Genomic DNA, 18,620 nt, shown 5'->3' on the forward strand with positions numbered 1-18,620 from the left:
ACTGCCGCATGAGTCGAGCCCGCATCCTGTGTTTTGGAGAGTTGTTGCTGCGTCTGGGGGCGCCTGGTCATGAGCTGCTGTTGCAGCAGCCGCGACTGGACGTGCATTGCGGTGGTGCAGAAGCCAACGTCGGCGTGTCGCTGGCGCATTTCGGCCACGACGTGGCCATGGTCAGCACCGTGGCCGACAACCCGCTGGGCGCCGCGGTACTCGGCGAGCTGCGCCGGCACGAGGTCGATACCCGCCATGTGCGGCGGGTGGACGGCCGCATGGGCCTGTACTTTTTGACCACCGGCGCGATCCATCGCCCCAGCGAAGTGGTCTACGACCGCGCCGATTCGGCGTTTGCGCTGGCGTCCGCCGATGCCTACGACTGGCCGGCCCTGCTTGAGGGTGCGCAATGGCTGCATCTGTCCGGGGTGAGCCCGGCGCTGGGCGCCGAGGTGGCGCAGGCCACACTGGCGGCAGCGCGCGCCGCGCGTGCGGCCGGGGTCAAGGTGTCGTTCGACGGCAACTACCGGCCCAAGTTATGGCAGCGCTGGCAGGGCGATGCGCGCGGCATCCTGCGTCAGCTGTTCGACTGCGCCGATGTGGTGTTTGCCGACTACCGCGATATCGGTGTGGTGCTCGGTGGCGAGTTCCCGCAGGACACGCTGGAAGCGCGCGTGGAAGCAGCCGCGCAGCAGGCGTTTGCCGCATTCCCGCAGCTGCAGTTGATGGCCTGCACGCAGCGCATCGCGCATAACGTGGACCACCACAGCCTGGGCGCGATGCTGGTGCCGCGCGAGGGCGCAGTGGCCCGCGCGCCCAGCGAAGAACTCACCCCCATCATCGACCGCATCGGCGGTGGCGATGCGTTTGCCGCCGGCGTGCTGCACGGCCTGATCGCAGGCTGGTCGTTGGACGACACGGTGCGCTTCGGCCTGGCTGCCGGTTGTTTGAAGCACTCGATTCCCGGCGATTTCAATCCGCTCTCGGTGGCCGATGTGCAGGCCTGTGTGGGCGATGCGCGGTTCGATGTGAAGCGGTGAATCGGGAGTGGGGAATGGGGAATCGTAAGAGCTGAAGCTGGTCGCCTCATCGGTTGAAACGCTGCAGCGCATGAAGCGCGCCGCGGTGCGAACCGACCAGCAGCGACTAACGAAACTGCTGGGCGACCATGAGGCCGCCAGCTGCATCTGTTCCCCGCTCCACTTCAGATCGGTGCCACACGCCTAGCGCGTGCGCGGCGCTTGTTCGCGAGCCATGCCATGGCGGCGCTCACCACCACCACACACACCGATGCCGGAACGCTGAAAAACGCCGCGATCGGCAGTGCGTTCTGCCAGGGAGGCGCGGAGCCGTCCTGCATCACTACGACGCACACCGCGACTATGGTGATCAGAAGATTGATGACGGCTTTCAGCGCGCTGTGCAACCGACTAAAGCGCAACAGCACGGCGCAGACGACACTGACGACAAACGCCAGGACGAGATGGGCGATGAGTTTGTCCATTGGGTGCCGGGATTAGGGAGTGATCGTTCGGGAGTGGTGGCGGTATCACTGAAGCAATGCTGCGTGTCTCTGGAAGCGATGAGCAACACGCGGACTGATTCTTTCCCTGCTGGCTCGGGAGAAGCTGGAACACGCTGCCCGAAGGGCGGATGAGGAGACGGTGGCTCGACGTTGCGCCATCCACCGGGTTGGCAATGAAGGCGTCACCGAGCGCGTCGAATCAGTCGCCGGGAGCCGCGCCGCAACACCGCGGCAGCGCGCCGCATCAATGCGCGGCGATAGCACATCCCGCCGCAGGGCCGCGCACCACCACGGCCGGCCCCGCGTAAAACGGCCGGCATGACCTGCAGGCCGTTTTCAAAGGCAACAGACCGGGAATTCCAAGCGCGCAGCTACCGCTCTCGCGATTCCCGATTCCCGATTCACCCCAGCTCGATGCAATCGAAGCTCACGTCCGTCGCCACATCGGCGTCGTAATCCACGTCGTGGCGCTCGAAGCCGAACAGCTTGAGGAACTCGTGCTTGTAGCCGGCGTAGTCGGTGAGCGCGAACAGGTTCTCGGTGGTGACCTGCGGCCATAGCGCCTTGCAGGCGTCCTGCACGTCGTCGCGCAGTTCCCAGTCGTCCAGGCGCAGGCGGTTTTCGTCATCCAGCTCGGCCGGCTGGCCATCTTCGCGGTACAGGCGTTCGCGGAACAGGCGGTCGAGCTGGTCGATGGTGCCTTCGTGCAAGTCCTTTTCCTTCATGATCTTGTAGACCATGGAGATATACAGCGGCATCACCGGAATCGCCGCGCTGGCCTGGGTCACCACCGACTTGAGCACCGCCACATTGGCGCTGCCGCCGCGGGCGGCCAGGCGCGCGTTCAAGCGTTGCGCGGTGTGGTCCAGGTCGACCTTGGCCTTGCCGAGCGCGCCGTGCCAGTAGATCGGCCAGGTGATTTCGGTGCCGATATAGCTGAAGGCCACGCTGCGTGCGCCATCGGCGAGCACGCCGGCGCCTTCCAGCGCGTCGATCCACAGCTCCCAATCCTGCCCACCCATCACGGTGATGGTGTCGTCGATCTCCTGCTCGGTCGCCGGCTCGATCGAGGCCTGGATGATGGCGTCCTTGTTGGTGTCGATGGCGGTGGCGGTGTAGGTGTTGCCGATCGGCTTGAGCGCCGAGCGCTTCACTTCGCCGCTGCCCGGCAGCTTGCGCACCGGCGAGGCCAGCGAATACACCACCAGATCGACGCTGCCGCCCATCTCGGTCTTGATCAGTTCGATCACTTTTTCGCGCGCCGCATCCGAAAACGCATCGCCATTGATCGACTTGCTGTACAGGCCCGCGGCCTTGGCGTGTTTGTCGAAGGCCGCCGAGTTGTACCAGCCGGCGGTGCCGGCCTTGGTGGCGGTGCCGGGTTTTTCGAAGAACACGCCCAGCGTGTCCGCGCCAAACCCGAACGCGGCAGTGATGCGCGAGGCCAGGCCGTAGCCGCTGGACGCGCCGATCACCAAGACTTTCTTCGGGCCGTCGTTGCGCACGCCGCGCGTGCGCGTTGCGGCGATCTGCTCGAGCACATTGCGCTCGCAGCCAAGCGGATGCGTGGTGGTGCAGATGAAGCCGCGCACTTTGGGATGGATGATCAACGTGGACTCCTGGTCAGCAAGATGCTGGCGGCATCTTAATCGGTGCACCGCATGCGAAACAGCCTGATGCGCAACACACGCTGCTGTATGGAAGGCAGCGCACCCCGCGCGCGGCAACCGGCCGGCACGCGCATCGCCCCACTTCCCACCATCGCGCCACGCTCCAACACGCCGCCTTGCGCGCACGCGCAGCCGTGTGGGAAGCGCGACATCGGGCCATTGCTGCCGCAACAGCTGTGCTATTTTCAGGTGCTGCCGTGCCGTGTCTGTTGGCGATTGTCCAGGCCCCTTCCAGTTGTACGACCGGTATCCGAACGATGTCTCTTCGTAGCGAGCGCGTCACGCAGCTGAGCTCCGTTCCGCGGTTCCGCCTGGGCCCGCTGCTGGTGGAACCGGAACGGCTGACGCTGATCGGCGACGGCCAGACCATCACGCTGGAACCGCGCATGATGGAAGTGCTGATCGCACTGGCCGAGCGCGCCGGCGAAGTGATCAGCGCCGAGCAGCTGCTGATCGAGGTGTGGCACGGCAGCTTTTACGGCGATAACCCGGTGCACAAGACCATCGCGCAGCTGCGCCGCAAGCTGGGCGACGACAGCCGCCAGCCGCGCTTTATCGAAACCATCCGCAAACGCGGCTATCGGTTGCTGCCCAAGGTGGTGTTTCCGCAGGAGTATCGCGGCGCGGTGATCGGCACCGGGTCGTGGGCGCAGGGCAGCCCGTACGTGGGCCTGCAGGCGTTCGACCCGACGCACGCAGAGGTGTTTTTCGGCCGCAGCCACGCAATTGCACAAGTTGTTGCGGCGTTGCGCGCGCAGCTGCACAGCCAGCGCGGGCTGGTGCTGGTAAGCGGGGCCAGCGGCTGCGGCAAGACCTCGTTGTTGCGGGCCGGCGTGGTGCCGTTGCTGTCGCACGCCGGCGGGCTGGATGGGCTGGAAGCGGTGGCGGTGACGTACTGCAACCTGGCGCAATGCCGCGGCGGCGATGTGCACGACACGCTCGCGCGCGCACTCGGCGCGTGGTCAATCGCCGAGCGTGCGGTGTTCTCGCCCGCGCAACTGGCACGGCTTGCCGAGTGGCTGCAACACCCTGCCCCGCTGCATGCCGCAATCGGCGAAGCGCTACGGTACAGCGCCCCGGTACGCGATAGCGCGCAGACCCAACGGCATCTGCTGCTGGTGATCGACCATGCCGAAGCCATGGTGGCCACGCCCGGCATCACCGATGCCGACCGCAGCGCGCTGGCCGCTGTATTGCAGGCACTGTGCAACAGCGCGCATGTGGCGGTGTTACTGCTGACCCGCAGCGACTTTTATCCGCGGCTGATCGATGCCTTGCCGGACATCGTCGACCTCAAACGCGGCGACGGGCATGTGGATCTGCTGCCGCCGCGCGATGGCGAGATCGGCCAGATCATTCGCGTGCCGGCAGCGATGGCCGGGCTGCGCTTCGAAGAAGAGCACGACAGCGTCAGCCGCCTGGACGATGTATTGCGCGACGCCACCGCGCGCCAGCCCGATGCGTTGCCGTTGTTGCAGCATTTGTTGCATGCGCTGCACGCGCAGCACGCGCAGCGCAGCGAGGATGGCTTGCTGACGTTTGCGGCGTATCGCGCCTTGGGTGGACTGGAAGGCGCATTGGCGCATCACGCCGAAGCGACCTTTCGTGCGTTGCCGGCCGCCGCGCAGGCAGCACTGGGCGAGGTGCTGACACAGCTGAGCGTCATCCACCCCGACAGCGCTGCGGTGACCGCACGCCGTGCACCCTGGTCGGCATTGCCGGCCGACGGTGCGGCGCATGCGCTGGTCGATGCCTTCGTGCATGCGCGACTGTTCGTCAGCGAACTTGTGGCCGGCGAGCCGGGGTTCGCGGTAGCCCACGAAGCCTTGCTGCGGCAATGGCCACGCGCGGCCGAGTGGATCCACGAAAACCGCCGATTGCTGCAGGCACGCAAGCGCCTGCAGCTGGCCGCGCAGCGTTGGGCAAGCGAGGGCCGGCGCACCGATCACCTGCTCAACAGCGGGCGCCCGTTGAGCGAAGCGCGCGAAGCCGCGCGGCGCATGCCGCAGGATCTGGATGCGGTGGATGTGGCGTTCCTGCATGCCTGCGAGCGCTCGCAGCAACGCCGCCGCGGCCTGTATGCGACAGCCGCCACCTTGTTGGTGGTGCTGGCCAGCGCATCGCTGCTGCTCGGTTGGCAGGCGCGCCAGGCCCAGCAAGTGGCAGAAGAGCGCCGCGATCAGGCCCAGCAACTGGTGAGCTACATGCTGGGCGATCTGGCCGAGCAGTTGCGCACGGTGGGCAATCTCAAGCTGCTCGACAGCGTGGGCAGCCGCTCGCTGCGCTATCTGGAAGATCTGCCTAACGCCAGCATGCAACCGGGCGATCTGATCAACCACGCCCGCGCCCTGCGCACCACCGGCGAAGTGCTGATGAATCAGGGCAAGCTGGACGAAGCGCAGGCGGCGTTTACGCGTGCGGCCGCCACCGCCGAGCAGGCACGCCTGCGCGCACCCGACATGCTGGATGCACATGCGGAAACCGGCCAGGCGGCGTATTGGCTGGGGAATATGGCCTATCGCAAAAAGCAGTTCGCGCTGGCGCATACCCATTGGTCGCAATATCTGGCCGCGAGCGAGTGGTTGGTGCGCCGCGTACCGGCCGATCCTCACTGGCAGCTGGAACTGTCGTACGCGCTCAACAATCTCGGCATGCTGGCCAACGCGCAGGGCGATGTCGCAACGGCGATCGGATTTTTTGCGCGCGACATCGCGCTCAAGCGGGAGCTGGTGACGCGCACCCCGGGCAACACATCGCTGCGTTATGAATTGATCGACAGCTTGTCCGGGCTGAGCCTGGCGCAGGAGAACCAGGGCTTGCTGGCGCCTGCAGAGCAGGGATATCGCGAACAGATCGCAATGCTGCGCGTGCTGGTGGACAGCGACCCGCAGGCGCAGGCCTGGCAGCGTCGCCTGGCGGTGTCGTTGATCCGCGTCTCCAATCTGGCGTTGGTGCAGGGTCATCTGACCCAGGCGCAGCGCGACGCGCAGGACAGCGTACGCATCCTGCAGCCGCTGGTGGCCTTGCAGCCGGACAATCAGACCTGGCGCAGCGATCTGGGGCATGCCTATACGCAGGCTGGCTGGATCGCCGCATTGGACGGGCAGTCCGCGCAGGCCAGGCAGCAATTGGGTCAGGCGCGTCACATCATGGCCAGCCTGCTGCTGCAGGCGCAGCCGCTGCCCGACTGGGAATTGCTGGATGCCATCATCGCGCTGCGCTTGCACCACATACAGGCCGCGCATGCTGGCAGCCTGGATCAGATCGTGGCGCGCGTGGAGGCACTGCATCGCGCCAAGCCGGACGACCTGTCAGCCATCTCGACGTTGGCACTTGCACTGGTCTGGCAGGGCGAACAACGCGCAGCAGCGGGCGATGACAATGGCGCCCGTGTGGCATGGCAGCGCGCGGTGACGCTGTTTGGCAAGGACATCGGCAACAGCCGTGACAAGAACCTGCTCGACCCCTGGATTCGCGCCCAAGTGCATCTGGGCCAGCGCACTGCTGTTACGCAACAGCTCGGATGGCTGTACCAAGCGGGCTACCGCCACCCGGGGTTTGTCTCTTTCTATGCCCCGCCTCTCAAGGAACAGGACAAGTCATGACGGACTTCAGCATCAAGCTCACGGTTGCACGTGTGGGATTCGGCGGGAATACGGGCGCTGGCGAATATTTCTACAGTTTTGCTCCGGATCTGCTGATTGTCGACAAGGACGACGGCATATCCACGTTGACGTATCACTTCGATGAAACCGTTGTTCCGAAGCATTTCAAGATCAAGAGTCTGCTGACGACCGACGCGTTCAAACAGATCAGTGAACCCGTGATTGCCGCTGGCGGCCGCAGCGTCGAGGTCATCAACGCCAATAGCGTCCCCACACTGATCTTTCTGACCCTCATCGTTGAAGACCCAACCCGCAAGGACAAGAAAGGAAATAAAGTCTGGTTCAGTTGCGATCCCCAGGTCGGTAACGATCCAAAGATCAACCCGCAGGAACGTCCGCCCGTCGATGAAAACGGCTAACAAGACCTAGCAAGCGGCTGCCAGGCGGGTGTGGACGGCGCACAGGGACCGGCATTCGAGAGCGTGGTACGTGCCCGATTCTGAGTACCGGCCGCGCGCGTCTGGGAGTCGCACAGTCAGTTCCTCGCCGCTCTTGGTCTGGTGCTGCACGCGGTCCGGTGGGTTGCTGCCGAGCGATGTGCCGCTCGGGTTCGTTGAACGGTGGAGCGAAAAGCGCACGCAATGCGTGCGGCCATCCAGGCGCTGAGCCGCGATGCGGTCATTGGGGCAAGCGCTGCACCGAAGCCGTCACACAGACGGCATTGGATGCCGAGGTGCCAGTCGGTCAGAAATGCGGTCGGCACCGGGAGCGCACTGTCGTGCCGGTTCACGTGATTGAACAGACGTTATGGGTCCGCCGGTTCCCGGCAACCCAGACAGACCGCTGTTTGCCTGCCGGTGGTTGCTCGTTCCCTGCGTTGGTCATAACCAGGCCGGGGACGCGTCGGGGCCGAGCGGATTGCAGGCATCTTTATCGCAGACGCGGGCTGCGGCGCGCTGCCTGTCCAGCTCGCCAGGACCAAAGACCATGCGCAGAACAGGGTCGACCGCCGACGGCTTGGTCAGCAACGCGGCCTGGGCCCAGGGTGCGGGAAGTTCGGCCTGCGTCGGTCCCGACCAAGCCACCATGACGAATAGAACGAAGAGCACGGCAAGAGATCGGGTATGGCGCATGACGGACTCCGCAGCAGACCGGAGCGCGGCGCGTTTCCGGGCGGCGCCAGTGGCCGCCGGATCACCTTGGTGCGTGGCCGCTCGCCAGACCTGACGGCAACCTTACGGTTGCTGTTGGGGGCTGACGGATTCTGGAAACCCTTCTTGAAACAACTAGATAGAGCAGCCGTGCGGAGTGCGAGCTGGTTGACGGACCGGCGTGCTTGGCGTCGCTGCCTGCCTTCGCCACAGCTGCGTGACCTGTGGGAAAAGTGGCTTTTTGGTCACGCTGTTAGGTCAACCCAGGGGTAAACCTGGAGTAGCTGGTCGCTGGCACCGAGCCATGCGGACTGGCTGCGGGCTGTTACTTCTCCCTTTGCACGAAGCTGCTCCGCAGGGATGGGCGAGGCTGAGGCGAAGCTCCGTGTCGTCAGATTCCGCGGGTGGCTTTGCCCGGTCCCTCTCCCGCAGGAGAGAGGCTTTGAGCTCCTGATTACATCAGCTGCTGCTTGGCGCCTGACGTCTGCTACGGCATCGGTGAAAGTCTTTGGCACCGACCAACCTCAGCTCGCCCCATCTCCCGAATGCGCAAGGCTGTCGTAGGAGCGGACCCGGCCGCGAATAGGCGTTACCGATATCGGTGAAGCCGGTCGCGGCCGGGTCCGCTCCTACGCTGTCCGGATGACGCGGCACGCATGGGCGCCGGCCGGTGGCCAACGTTGCCTGCGATCCGCGCCCGGAGATAGTGCAGGCGGTTGGCTGGCGCGAATGACTCGCGAAGGCTGCACGGCTTGCCGGCGGCCGCTCCCGGTAGCGGTCTTCCCCCCACTGCTAACTCCCCCATCCCACCCTAAAACCGCTCGCGGTCGCGCGCTTACCAACCCCAATCCCGACCTCACGCCGCCCCCGATAGCGCGCTTACCAATCCCCAATCCCACCCGTCACCAGCCCCGGGACAGCGCTCTGCCCAATCCCAACCCCCACTCCCCGCCCTCAAATCACCCGCAAGGTGATCGCCTTCAGCACCGCACGGGTGCGGTCGCGGGTGCCGAGCTTTTCCAGGATGGTGGAGACGTAGTTCTTGACCGTGCCTTCGGCCAGGAACAGGGTGCGGGCGATTTCCTTGTTGGAATAGCCGCCGGCCAGCAGGCGCAGGATCGCCACCTCGCGTTCGCTGAAGGTCTCGCTCGGCGCCTGTTGGTCGCGGAACTGGTACCGCGCGCGCACCGGGTCGGTGCTGACCGGTTGCAGCAGGGTTTCGCCGGCGGCGACGCGGGCGATGGCATCGCGCAGGTCTTCCGGGGCGGCGTCCTTGAGCAGGAAGCCCTGCGCGCCGGCTTCGGTGGCGCGCAATAGCAGGTCGCTGTCGTCGAAGGTGGTCAGCAGCAGCACGGGGGTGCGGTCGCCGCGGGCGCGCAGTTGCTCCAGCGCCTGGATGCCGTCGACGCCGGGCATGCGGATATCGCTGAGCACCACATCCACCGCGGTGACGCTGAGCGCATCCAGCAATGCCTGGCCGTCGTCGGCCTCGCAGACCACCTCCACGCCTTGCTGCTGCAGCAAGGCGCGCAAGCCGGCGCGGACCAGGATCTGGTCGTCGGCCAGGGCGATTCGAAGTGAACTCATAGCGGAACGCTCGCAGTCAGATGCATGCCGCCCGTGGGGGTGAGGCCTAGATCGAGGTGGCCTTGCAGGGACGCCAGGCGTTCGCGCATGCCGATGATGCCGTTGCCTTCGCGGATGCACTCGGCGCGGCGGCCGTCGTCTTGAATGTCCACGCGCAGCTGCGCGTTCTCGCAGTGCAGATGTACCGCGACTTCATCGGCATCGGCATGCCGCACCGCATTGGTCAGCGCCTCCTGCACCAGCCGCAGCAATAACTCCGCCACGCGGGCATCGGTGATGCGCACGTCCGGGTCGATGCGCAGGCGCAGCGCCGGGCGCGGGAACGGTGCGGCCAGCGCGCGCAACGCGGTTTGCAGGTCCAGGCCGCGGTCGTCGCGCATGGACTGCACCACGTTGCGGATGTCGGCCAGCAGTTCGGCAGACAGCTGCTCCAGCACCGCAATGTCGTCGCGCTGCGCCAACGCGGGGTCGGCGCTGAGCAGGCGCAGATTGATGCGCATGGCGGTGAGTTTGTGCCCGGCCACATCGTGCAGCTCGCGCGCCAGGCGCAGGCGTTCGGCGTCGCGTGCGCTGTCGGCCAGCAGCGCGCGTGTGGCCAGCAGGTCGGCGTTGACGTAGGCCAGCGCATCGCGCGCGCGCTCGGCGCTGCGCGCGTAGTTGGCGGTCAGCGCGGCAAAGGCCTGGAAGCTGGTGTAGATGGTCACCATCAGCAGTGGGCGCGGGACGTGCGCCTGCACGAAGACCGCATACATGGCCGCATTGATCGCCAGCATCAACGCCAGCACCTGCGGCGGTTGCCAGCGCATCGCCGCCTGCGCGACCACCAGCACCAGCAACACCGGCGAGGTCCCGGTGCGCGGCTCCAGCCAGACCAAGGCCACCGCCAGCAGTGCCTGCAGCAACAGGGCGCCATGCTGCGGCAGCGGCCGTGGCGGCAGCAGGTAGCGCAACAGGAACACCAGGGTGAAGCCAATCAAGGTGGCCCAGCGCCATCGCGCAGACGGTGAGAGTTCCGGACCGAACGACAGCATGACCGCCGCGATGGTGAGCATGCCGGCCAGGTTCAGCGGTTTGGTGATGTCGCGCAGGAGGGATGTCATGCGGCGATGCTGACCGCCGCGTGGCCGCTCGGCAATGGTGCGCCTGCAGAAAGTGACTTCCGGCAGGTGGGATCGATGACCTGCGGCCCCTGTGCCGGGCGCAGCGCCTGCGCACACTGGCATCACCAACCCACCCCATCGCCACGGAGTCACGCCATGTCTGCTTCCAGTCTGTTTCTCGCACTCAATCTGATCTGGGGCGGCTATGAAGTGCTGCTCAGCCGCCGTCGCCGCGCCAGCGATGGCGGCGCGCACGATCAGGGCACGCTGCAGCAGTTGTGGCGGGTGCTGTATGCGGCGGTGGCCATTGCGGTGGCGCTGGCCTACAGCGGGCTGGCGCACTGGCCGCAGAGCTGGCACGCGCCGCTGCAGTGGGCCGGCTGCGCCTTGATCGGCGGCGGGTTGGCGTTGCGGGTGTGGGCCATCCAGGTGCTGGCACGCTGGTTCACGGTGGATGTGACCATCCAGCCGGACCACCAACTGGTGCGCAGCGGGCCGTATCGTTTGCTGCGTCATCCGTCTTATACCGGCGCGCTGATGGCCTTCTACGGGCTGGCGCTGGGCATGGGCAATGCGTTGTCGGTGGCGGCGATCGTGGTGCCGGTGACGCTGGCGTTCCTGCATCGCATCCGGATCGAAGAAGCCGCACTGCAACGCGCCTTCCCGGTTGCCTACCCGGCCTATGCCGCGCAGAGCCGCCGCTTGCTGCCGCTGGTGTGGTGAGTTGGCAGCAGCGCCTGCAACGCTGCAGGGCTTCGCGCGCTCGCACACCGGTTCGGCCTGCGCCACATGCACGCGGGAGCAGTGCCGCACTGTCTGGTGTCGCTGCGCATCGGCCGATCTGCGACGGCCGCCACCGCTGCCGGGTTGGCGCGCTGCGTACCATCGGGCTGCGCGCGCCGCATCCCCCATCGTTGCCAGGAGAGTTGCATGCTTGCCCGCACTTACGCCGTTGTCGCCTTGGTCAGCCTGCTTGGCAGCGCTGCCGTCAACGCCGCCGATCTGGACGTGGGTATCAGCGGACTGCGCTCGCAACAGGGCCAGTTACGGATTGCGGTGATCGCCACCGCCGCGCAACTGGACAACGCCCAACCCCCGGTGCAGGCGCAGACGGTGCCGATCACCAGCAGCGCACCGCATATCCAGTTCAAGAATCTGGCGCCCGGGCGCTACGCGGTGATGGTCAATCACGACGAAAACGCCAACGGCAAGCTGGACACCAACCTGATCGGCATGCCGGTGGAAGGCTACGGCTTCAGCAACAACCCCACCGGCATGCGTAAACCCGGCTTCGACGAGATCGTCTTCGACCTGCCGGCCAGCGGCAAACGCCTCAGCGTGCAGATGCGCTGAGGCCCAAGCGCGAAAGGAGCCATGCATGCACCGCCGCCGCTTCCTGCAATCGTTACTGGCCGCCACCGGCAGCGCTGCGCTGGGCGGCTTTGCCTTGCGCAGCCTGCCTGCACACGCCGCAGAAGCGGCCGCGTTCCAGGCGCAGTTGCAGCGCACGCCGTGGCTGTTGGGCTGGCGTAGCGTCACCAGCCCCACCCTGGGGCCGGCCACCACAACGCTGCAGGGCGCACTGCCCGAGGGGTTGGCAGGCAGCCTGTATCGCAATGGCCCGGCCTGGACCGAGCGCGCCGGGTTCCGCTACGAACACTGGTTCGACGGCGACGGCATGGTGCACCGCTGGCGGCTGGGCGGCGGCCAGGTGCAGCACCGCGGGCGCATGGTGGCCACCCACAAGTTCACCCAGGAGCAGCAGGCCGGGCGCTTTCTGTATCGCGCGGCCGGCACCTCCGTGCCGAACATGCAGCCGGCGCGCAACAACGACGACGTCAACACCGCCAACATCTCGGTGACGATGCTCAATGGCCGCCTATTCGCGCTATGGGAAGCCGGCTCGGCGATCGAACTGGACCCGGACGCGCTAAGCACCATCGGCCCGGTCACCTGGCGCGAAGATCTGGCTGCGATGCCGTTTTCTGCGCACCCATTGACCGACCACGATGGCAGCGTCTGGAATGTCGGTTCGATCAGCGTGGTGGGCTCCACCGGCGTGGTGCTCTGGCACCTGGGCGCAGATGCCACGTTGCGCAACGTGCAGCTGCTGCAGACCGACGCGCCCGCCTACATGCACAGCTTTGCGATGACCGATCGCCATCTGATCCTGGTCATGGCGCCGTATCGGCGGCTGGACGGCGACGGCGCGTTTTTCGAGCAAATGCGCTTCACCCCGGATGCGCCCTGCCGGATTGCGGTGGTGCCCAAGGATGCACTGGACCAACCGCGCTGGTTCGAGGCCGACTTTGCGGTGGCCTACCACTTTGCCGATGCCTACGCGCAGCACGACCGCATCGTGGTGCGCGCCATCGTGCACACCGATCCGGAAGAAGCCAGCTCGCCGATGCGTGCGGCCATGCACGGCGACCCGAACGCCGCGCCGGCAGCGGTGCAGCTACGCAGCCTGCATCTGGATCTGGCCAGTGGCCGCGCGCACTGGCAGGTGCATCCGGTGGACAACCTGGAACTGCCGCTGTTCGACCACCGCACCCCACGCACGCAGGGCGCACGTCTGTACGCGCCGTGCATCGATGGCCCGAACCAGTCGCCGTTTCTCAATGCCGTGGCCGGCTACGACCTGGAACGCGACCGCCGCCAGGTGCATCGCTACGGCCCACACGTGCTGGCCGAAGAACATGTGTTCGTCGCCAAGCCCGGCAGCACCCGCCCGGACCAGGGCTGGCTGGTGGGAACGGTGCTCGACACCCAGCGCGCATGCACCGGGTTGATGGTGCTGGACGCACAGCACATCGATGCCGGGCCGATTGCGCAGGCATGGCTGCCCTACGCGATTCCGCTGGGATTTCACGGGCATTTTGTGGCGGCTGCATAGCGCCGCTGATGAGCTGACCGCGCTTGCGTCCTATGACCGCTGACGGCCATCTCCACCGCGCGACGCCTGGCGCGTTGCGAACGGCAAGGCCATCGCCACCCTGACGAACAGCGTGGCCGTTGCAAGACACGCGTTGCTACCAACAGGCCCGCCGCCCATCCCCGCAACACACCGATCGCCTTACACTCAGCGGCTACCCCGCAGCTGTCGTCCGTCTTCGATGATCATCTCTGCCGCTTCCGATTACCGTGCCGCCGCGCAGGCGCGCTTGCCGCCGTTCCTGTTCCATTACATCGATGGTGGCGCCTACGCCGAGCACACGCTGCGGCGCAATGTCTCGGATCTGGCCGATATCGCGCTGCGCCAGCGGGTGCTGCGCAACATGTCCGACCTGAGCCTGAGCACCGAGCTGTTCGGCGAAACCCTGGCGATGCCGGTGGCTTTGGCACCGGTCGGGCTCACCGGCATGTATGCGCGGCGCGGCGAAGTGCAGGCCGCACGTGCGGCGGCCGCGCGCGGGATCCCGTTCACCCTCTCCACGGTGTCGGTGTGCCCGATCGAAGAAGTGGCGCCGGCCATCGGCCGGCCGATGTGGTTCCAGCTGTACGTGCTCAAGGACCGCGGCTTCATGCGCAACGCGCTGGAGCGCGCCAAGGCGGCCGGCGTCACCACATTGGTATTCACCGTGGACATGCCCACACCGGGCGCGCGCTACCGCGATGCGCACTCGGGCATGAGCGGGCCCAATGCATCGCTGCGGCGGATGCTACAAGCGGTGACGCATCCGCGCTGGGCGTGGGACGTGGGCCTGCTCGGCAAACCACATGATCTGGGCAATATCTCGGCCTATCGCGGCAGCCCCACCGGCTTGCAGGACTACATCGGCTGGCTCGGCGCCAACTTCGACCCGTCGATCGCCTGGAAAGACCTGGAATGGATCCGCGAGTTCTGGACCGGGCCGATGGTGATCAAGGGCATCCTGGACCCGGACGATGCGCGCGATGCGGTGCGCTTCGGCGCCGACGGCATCGTGGTGTCCAACCACGGCGGGCGCCAGCTCGATGGCGTGTTGTCCAGCGCACGCGCGTTGCCGGCCATTGCCGATGCAGTGAAGGGGCAGCTCAAGATCCTGGCCGACTCGGGCATCCGCAGTGGGCTGGATGTGGTGCGCATGCTCGCGCTCGGTGCCGATGCGGTGTTATTGGGCCGCGCATTCGTCTACGCGCTGGCGGCCGGCGGGCAGGCCGGCGTGGAAAATCTGCTGAGCTTGATCGAGAAGGAAATGCGCGTGGCGATGACGCTGACCGGCACGCATTCGATTGCCGAGATCAGTGGCGATGCGTTGAGCCGGGTGACGCGCGAGAACGCTGCGTCGCCTTGAATCGGGAATGGAGAATTGGGAATCGGTAAAAGCGCTTGGCTGTATTGGTTTTGCTGCGTGCATGCCGAGCAATAAGCAATGGCGGCGTTGCCTGCCACCGCTGTTCGCCCTTCTTTCAGCGGGCCATAACACGGCTGCAGTCTTTGCTTGAGCGGGCACGATGCTTCGACATCGGGAAGTACGCGTACTTCCTACGCCGCACTGCTTCTGCGTAGCGACTGCGCGCCATATCAATCGTTAGCGCTTGCCCTCGCCTGTCGGCAACCGTTGCTTCACTGCCAGCACCTCCGCCCACGGGTCACTACGCTGACGCTTGGCACGTTGCACGGCCTTGTCGATCGGAAATGCATCCGGCCCGCTGATCTTGCCGAGTTCTTCCCAGTGCAGCGGTACCGCGACGGTGGCCTTGTCGCGCGCGCGCAGCGACCACGAACACACGCTGGTGTTGCCGCGGCCGTTGCGGAGCCAGTCGACAAAGATCACCCCATGCCGCTTGGCCTTGCTCATGGTGGCCACGTAACGCTCCGGTGCCTGCGTGGCCAGCGCCTGCGCGAATGCCTCGCAGAAATCGCGCGCCTGCTCCCAGCTGACATCGGGCACGACCGGCACGACGACATGCAGCCCCTTGCCGCCGGATAAGCGCACTGCGCTTTCCAGTCCCGCCGCGCGCAGCTTGGTGCGGATGTCGCGCGCGGCGGCCACCACGGCGGACCAGGCGACCTGTTCGCCCGGATCCAGGTCGAATACCAGGCGGTCCGGATGCTCCGGGTCGTCGACGCACGCCCCCCACGGATGCAGCTCCAGCGTGTTCATCTGCACCAGCTCGAGCAAGCCGGCCGCATCCTCGATATACAAATAATCCTCAGTGCCGCTTTTCTGCTTGAGCGCAATCGCCTCGATATGCGCGCCCAGTTGCCGGCCCTGGTGCTTCTGGAAGAAACAGTCGCCGCCCACGCCATCGGGGCAGCGCAGCAAGGACAGTGGCCGGCGCGCAACCTCCGGCAACACCAGCGGCGCCACGGCGCGGTAGTAGGCCGCCACCTCGCCCTTGCTGATGCCCAGCGCAGGAAACACCACGCGCTCGGGATGGGTGATGGTGACACCGTCGGTGGACAGCGCCGCCGCTGTCTTCTTCGACGTGGCCGATGCAGTGGTGGTGACGCTCGATGCCACGGATGTCCTGCTCTTGGACGCTGTCTCGTCAGCGCGTGTGCGTGTGCTCGCAACGCTGCTCGTGGTCGTGGAGACTTTTTTGCTCGCGGTCTCCCGCGTCGCCACGCTCGATGTCGCTGCTGAAGCGCGTGTCTTGGTCGCGCGCTTGGTGGGTGCAGCGCGGTCGCCACCCAGATCGATCATCGGTTTGTCCTGCCGTAGCCGCTTGAACGCAGCCTGCCGCAACAACCCTTGCTTGGCCCAGCCACGGAATGCCACTTCGGCGATCAGCGCCGGCCGCACCCAGTGCACGTCGCGCGGACGGCCCGGCAGATGCGATGGCAGTTCCAACGTGGCGGTGTCGCTGTGCAACGCACGCAGTTGCGTGGTGATCTTGTCCAGCAATGCGTCATCGAAACCGGCGCCCACGCGGCCCACGTAACGCAGCGCCTTGCCGTCCGGTTGTGCAAGCAGCAACGCACCGAAGCCACTGCGTGCGCCCTTGGGATCTGTGTATCCCACCACCACAAACTCGTCGCTGTCTTCGTGCTTGGTCTTGACCCAATCCGCACCGCGGCCGCCGCGATACGCCGCATCGCTACGCTTGCTGACGATGCCTTCCCAGCCCTTGTCGGCACTGGCCGCGAACACCTCCGGCCCGCGCCCGATCACATGGTCGCTGTAAGCCAACGTGCCCGGTGTGTTGCCTAGCAATGCGCGTAGCAGCTGTTTGCGCTGCAGCAGCGGCGTATCGCGTAGATCGACGCCGGCCACACCGAGCAGATCGAACACGAGATAGCGCAGGGGTTGCCGCGCGCTGCCATCCAGCGCCCGTTGCAATGCGGAGAAATCGCTACGCCCCTGCGCATCCAGTACCACCAGCTCGCCATCCAGCCGCGCGTCGCGCACCGGCAACGCCTGCAGCGCGCTCACTACCTGCGGGAAGCGGTCGGTCCATGCCTGGTCGTTACGCGAGCGCAGTTGCACACGGCCATCGACCAGGTCGGCCAGCAGGCGATATCCATCCCATTTGATTTCGTGCAGCCATCCATCGCCGTCTGGGGCCTGCTCGCGCAACAGCGTGAGCTGCGCACGCAAGTCTGTCGGACACCGCGCAGCGCGTGCGCCATCCAACTCCAGTGCACGCGTGCGCCAAGTGGACTGCGTTGGGCTGCGCTTGGTGGCGTTATCGTGCCGGCCCATCGGCTAGCCGGCCTTGCGGCGCGGTGCGGCTTTTGCAGCGGTTTTCTTGGTCGCCTTGCTCGCCGTCTTCTGGGTGGCTTTCTTGGCGACCTTCTTGGTTGCAGCCTTTTTGGCCGGTACTGCATTCGAGCCAGCGTTGCTGGTCTTCTTGGCCGGTGTGCGCGTATTGGCCTGCAGGCTTTTCTGCAGCAAGGACATGAAATCCACCACATTGGTGGTGGCGTCTTCATGCTGGGTGGGCTCCACATCCACCTGCGTGGTGCCGCCCTTGTCCTGGATGCGCTTGCGCAGGATCTTCTCGAGCTTGCCGCGGAATTCGTCGTGATAGTCCTCCGGCTGCCAGGTGCCGGACATCGACTCGATCAGCTGCCTGGCCATCTCCTGTTCCTTGGGCGTGATGCGGTACTCGCCCACCGCACCGGCCGGCAATTTGAAGTCCTGCGGGTCTACCACTTCCTGTTGATAGCGCAGCAGCAACAGGATCAACGCATCACCCTGCGGCATCACCGCGGCCAGGTATTCGCGGGTGCGGATCACCACTTTGGCAATACCTACCTTGCCGGTGTCGCGCAGCGTTTCGCGCAACAACACATAGCCTTTTTCGGCCTTCTTGCCTGGCACCAGGATGTAGGGCTTCTCGAAATAGCGCGGGTCGATGTCGGCCGCATCGACAAAGGTTTCCACCTCCACCGTCTCGTGGCTTTCCGGCGACGCCGAACGGATGTCCTGCTCTTCGACGATGACGTAGCTGCCCTTGTCGTACTCGAACGCCTTGACGATCTCCTTCCACGGCACTTCATCGCCGGTATCGGCGTTGACGCGCTCGAAGCGGATCGGCTTCTTGTCGCGCGAGTCGAGCATGCGGAAGTGCAGGTCCACCTTGCGCTCGCCGGACATCAACGCCACCGGCACGTTGAGCAGGCCGAACGAGAGGGTTCCGGTCCAGATCGGTCGTGCCATCAGTGCGCCGCTCCGTGGATGGCTGCCTCGGGAATATGGTCCAGCGCCAGCCACGCGTCTTCGACGATGGTGCGCGCATGCGGCCAGTCCAGGCGCGAGTTGCCGCGCATGCTGTCCCACTGCGCCGCCAGCGCCTGCTCGCAGTACGCATCGTTGCCGCGCGGCCAGTCTGCAGCGTGGGTGAGGCGGGCGAACGCATAGGCCGGCGACAGATCGCGCCAGGTCGGCCCGCCCCGCCGGCGGCGGCGCTGGTAATCGGCCAGGCTGTAGCACTGGAAGTCCTGCGCCACACCGACGGCATCAAGCGGCGGTCGCTTGCGATGGGTCCGCTTGGGCGCTGCAGGCTCCACCTGTGCACTGAACAGGCGACGGTCGGGACGGCGGTCCTGGGGGCGCATG

General features: G+C 66.1%; 14 protein-coding genes, 1 other RNA gene and 1 pseudogene. 7 read left to right on the plus strand and 9 right to left on the minus strand.

Going from position 1 to position 18,620, the window contains the following annotated elements; genetic code table 11:
- The first annotated feature begins 8 nt into the window (after positions 1-8).
- Positions 9-1,031 carry a sugar kinase gene (locus tag XdyCFBP7245_RS13040; protein ID WP_104616030.1) on the plus strand — a complete coding sequence of 341 codons (1,023 nt, stop codon included), beginning with the start codon at positions 9-11 and terminating at the stop codon, positions 1,029-1,031.
- A 164-nt stretch (positions 1,032-1,195) separates the two neighbouring features.
- On the opposite strand, the gene XdyCFBP7245_RS13045 is transcribed toward XdyCFBP7245_RS13040, so the two are convergent.
- Both XdyCFBP7245_RS13045 and fabV read right to left on the minus strand, forming a co-directional pair.
- Positions 1,196-1,495, minus strand: coding sequence for a hypothetical protein (locus XdyCFBP7245_RS13045; protein WP_104616031.1), 300 nt, complete (start codon positions 1,493-1,495; stop codon positions 1,196-1,198).
- Between the two features lie 422 nt (positions 1,496-1,917).
- Positions 1,918-3,126 (minus strand): enoyl-ACP reductase FabV, encoded by a 1,209-nt coding sequence (gene fabV, locus XdyCFBP7245_RS13050; protein WP_104616032.1) that lies wholly within the window; start codon positions 3,124-3,126, stop codon positions 1,918-1,920.
- A gap of 317 nt (positions 3,127-3,443) precedes the next feature.
- Between fabV and XdyCFBP7245_RS13055 the strand changes: the two genes are divergently transcribed.
- On the plus strand, positions 3,444-6,791 hold the full coding sequence (locus tag XdyCFBP7245_RS13055; RefSeq protein ID WP_104616033.1) for an nSTAND1 domain-containing NTPase: 3,348 nt from the start codon (positions 3,444-3,446) through the stop codon (positions 6,789-6,791).
- Positions 6,788-7,210 carry a hypothetical protein gene (locus XdyCFBP7245_RS13060; protein WP_104616034.1) on the plus strand — a complete coding sequence of 141 codons (423 nt, stop codon included), beginning with the start codon at positions 6,788-6,790 and terminating at the stop codon, positions 7,208-7,210. The genes XdyCFBP7245_RS13055 and XdyCFBP7245_RS13060 overlap by 4 nt, the downstream gene beginning before the upstream one ends.
- Here XdyCFBP7245_RS13060 and XdyCFBP7245_RS13065 read toward each other — a convergent pair.
- The 4 genes from XdyCFBP7245_RS13065 to XdyCFBP7245_RS13080 form a co-directional block, all read right to left on the minus strand.
- A non-coding RNA gene (locus XdyCFBP7245_RS13065) (sX9 sRNA) lies at positions 7,205-7,275 on the minus strand. The two genes, XdyCFBP7245_RS13060 and XdyCFBP7245_RS13065, sit on opposite strands and share 6 nt — an antisense overlap.
- A 397-nt stretch (positions 7,276-7,672) precedes the next feature.
- Complete coding sequence (locus tag XdyCFBP7245_RS13070; protein WP_104616035.1) at positions 7,673-7,924, minus strand: hypothetical protein; 252 nt, start codon at positions 7,922-7,924, stop codon at positions 7,673-7,675.
- A 972-nt stretch (positions 7,925-8,896) separates the two neighbouring features.
- On the minus strand, positions 8,897-9,529 hold the full coding sequence (locus XdyCFBP7245_RS13075) for a response regulator transcription factor (protein ID WP_104616036.1): 633 nt from the start codon (positions 9,527-9,529) through the stop codon (positions 8,897-8,899).
- Positions 9,526-10,752 carry a sensor histidine kinase gene (locus XdyCFBP7245_RS13080; protein WP_170068643.1) on the minus strand — a complete coding sequence of 409 codons (1,227 nt, stop codon included), beginning with the start codon at positions 10,750-10,752 and terminating at the stop codon, positions 9,526-9,528. The genes XdyCFBP7245_RS13075 and XdyCFBP7245_RS13080 overlap by 4 nt, the downstream gene beginning before the upstream one ends.
- A 33-nt stretch (positions 10,753-10,785) precedes the next feature.
- Between XdyCFBP7245_RS13080 and XdyCFBP7245_RS13085 the strand changes: the two genes are divergently transcribed.
- From XdyCFBP7245_RS13085 to lldD, 4 genes are all read left to right on the plus strand, one after another.
- On the plus strand, positions 10,786-11,352 hold the full coding sequence (locus XdyCFBP7245_RS13085) for a methyltransferase family protein (protein WP_104616037.1): 567 nt from the start codon (positions 10,786-10,788) through the stop codon (positions 11,350-11,352).
- A 207-nt stretch (positions 11,353-11,559) separates the two neighbouring features.
- The gene (locus XdyCFBP7245_RS13090) at positions 11,560-11,982 is read left to right on the plus strand and encodes a DUF2141 domain-containing protein (protein WP_228324556.1); all 423 of its coding nucleotides are present in this window, start codon (positions 11,560-11,562) and stop codon (positions 11,980-11,982) included.
- A 25-nt stretch (positions 11,983-12,007) separates the two neighbouring features.
- Positions 12,008-13,525, plus strand: a complete 1,518-nt coding sequence (locus XdyCFBP7245_RS13095) for a carotenoid oxygenase family protein (RefSeq protein WP_104616038.1) — start codon at positions 12,008-12,010, stop codon at positions 13,523-13,525.
- 220 nt (positions 13,526-13,745) lie between these two features.
- The gene (gene lldD, locus XdyCFBP7245_RS13100) at positions 13,746-14,906 is read left to right on the plus strand and encodes an FMN-dependent L-lactate dehydrogenase LldD (RefSeq protein ID WP_104616039.1); all 1,161 of its coding nucleotides are present in this window, start codon (positions 13,746-13,748) and stop codon (positions 14,904-14,906) included.
- Positions 14,907-15,143: 237 nt separating this feature from the next.
- Here the strand turns inward: lldD and ligD are convergent.
- The 3 genes and pseudogenes from ligD to XdyCFBP7245_RS13115 all read right to left on the minus strand — a co-directional run.
- Positions 15,144-17,213: pseudogene (gene ligD / locus XdyCFBP7245_RS13105) on the minus strand (DNA ligase D); the annotation flags it as partial.
- 51 nt (positions 17,214-17,264) lie between these two features.
- Positions 17,265-18,221 carry a non-homologous end joining protein Ku gene (gene ku, locus XdyCFBP7245_RS13110; RefSeq protein ID WP_104616041.1) on the minus strand — a complete coding sequence of 319 codons (957 nt, stop codon included), beginning with the start codon at positions 18,219-18,221 and terminating at the stop codon, positions 17,265-17,267.
- Entirely contained in the window at positions 18,221-18,619 is a 399-nt protein-coding gene (locus XdyCFBP7245_RS13115; protein WP_104616083.1) for a hypothetical protein, read from the minus strand. Before XdyCFBP7245_RS13115 ends, ku begins: the two co-directional genes overlap by 1 nt.
- Position 18,620: the final 1 nt, after the last annotated feature.

Source organism: Xanthomonas dyei (genome assembly GCF_002939865.1).
GTDB lineage: Bacteria > Pseudomonadota > Gammaproteobacteria > Xanthomonadales > Xanthomonadaceae > Xanthomonas > Xanthomonas dyei.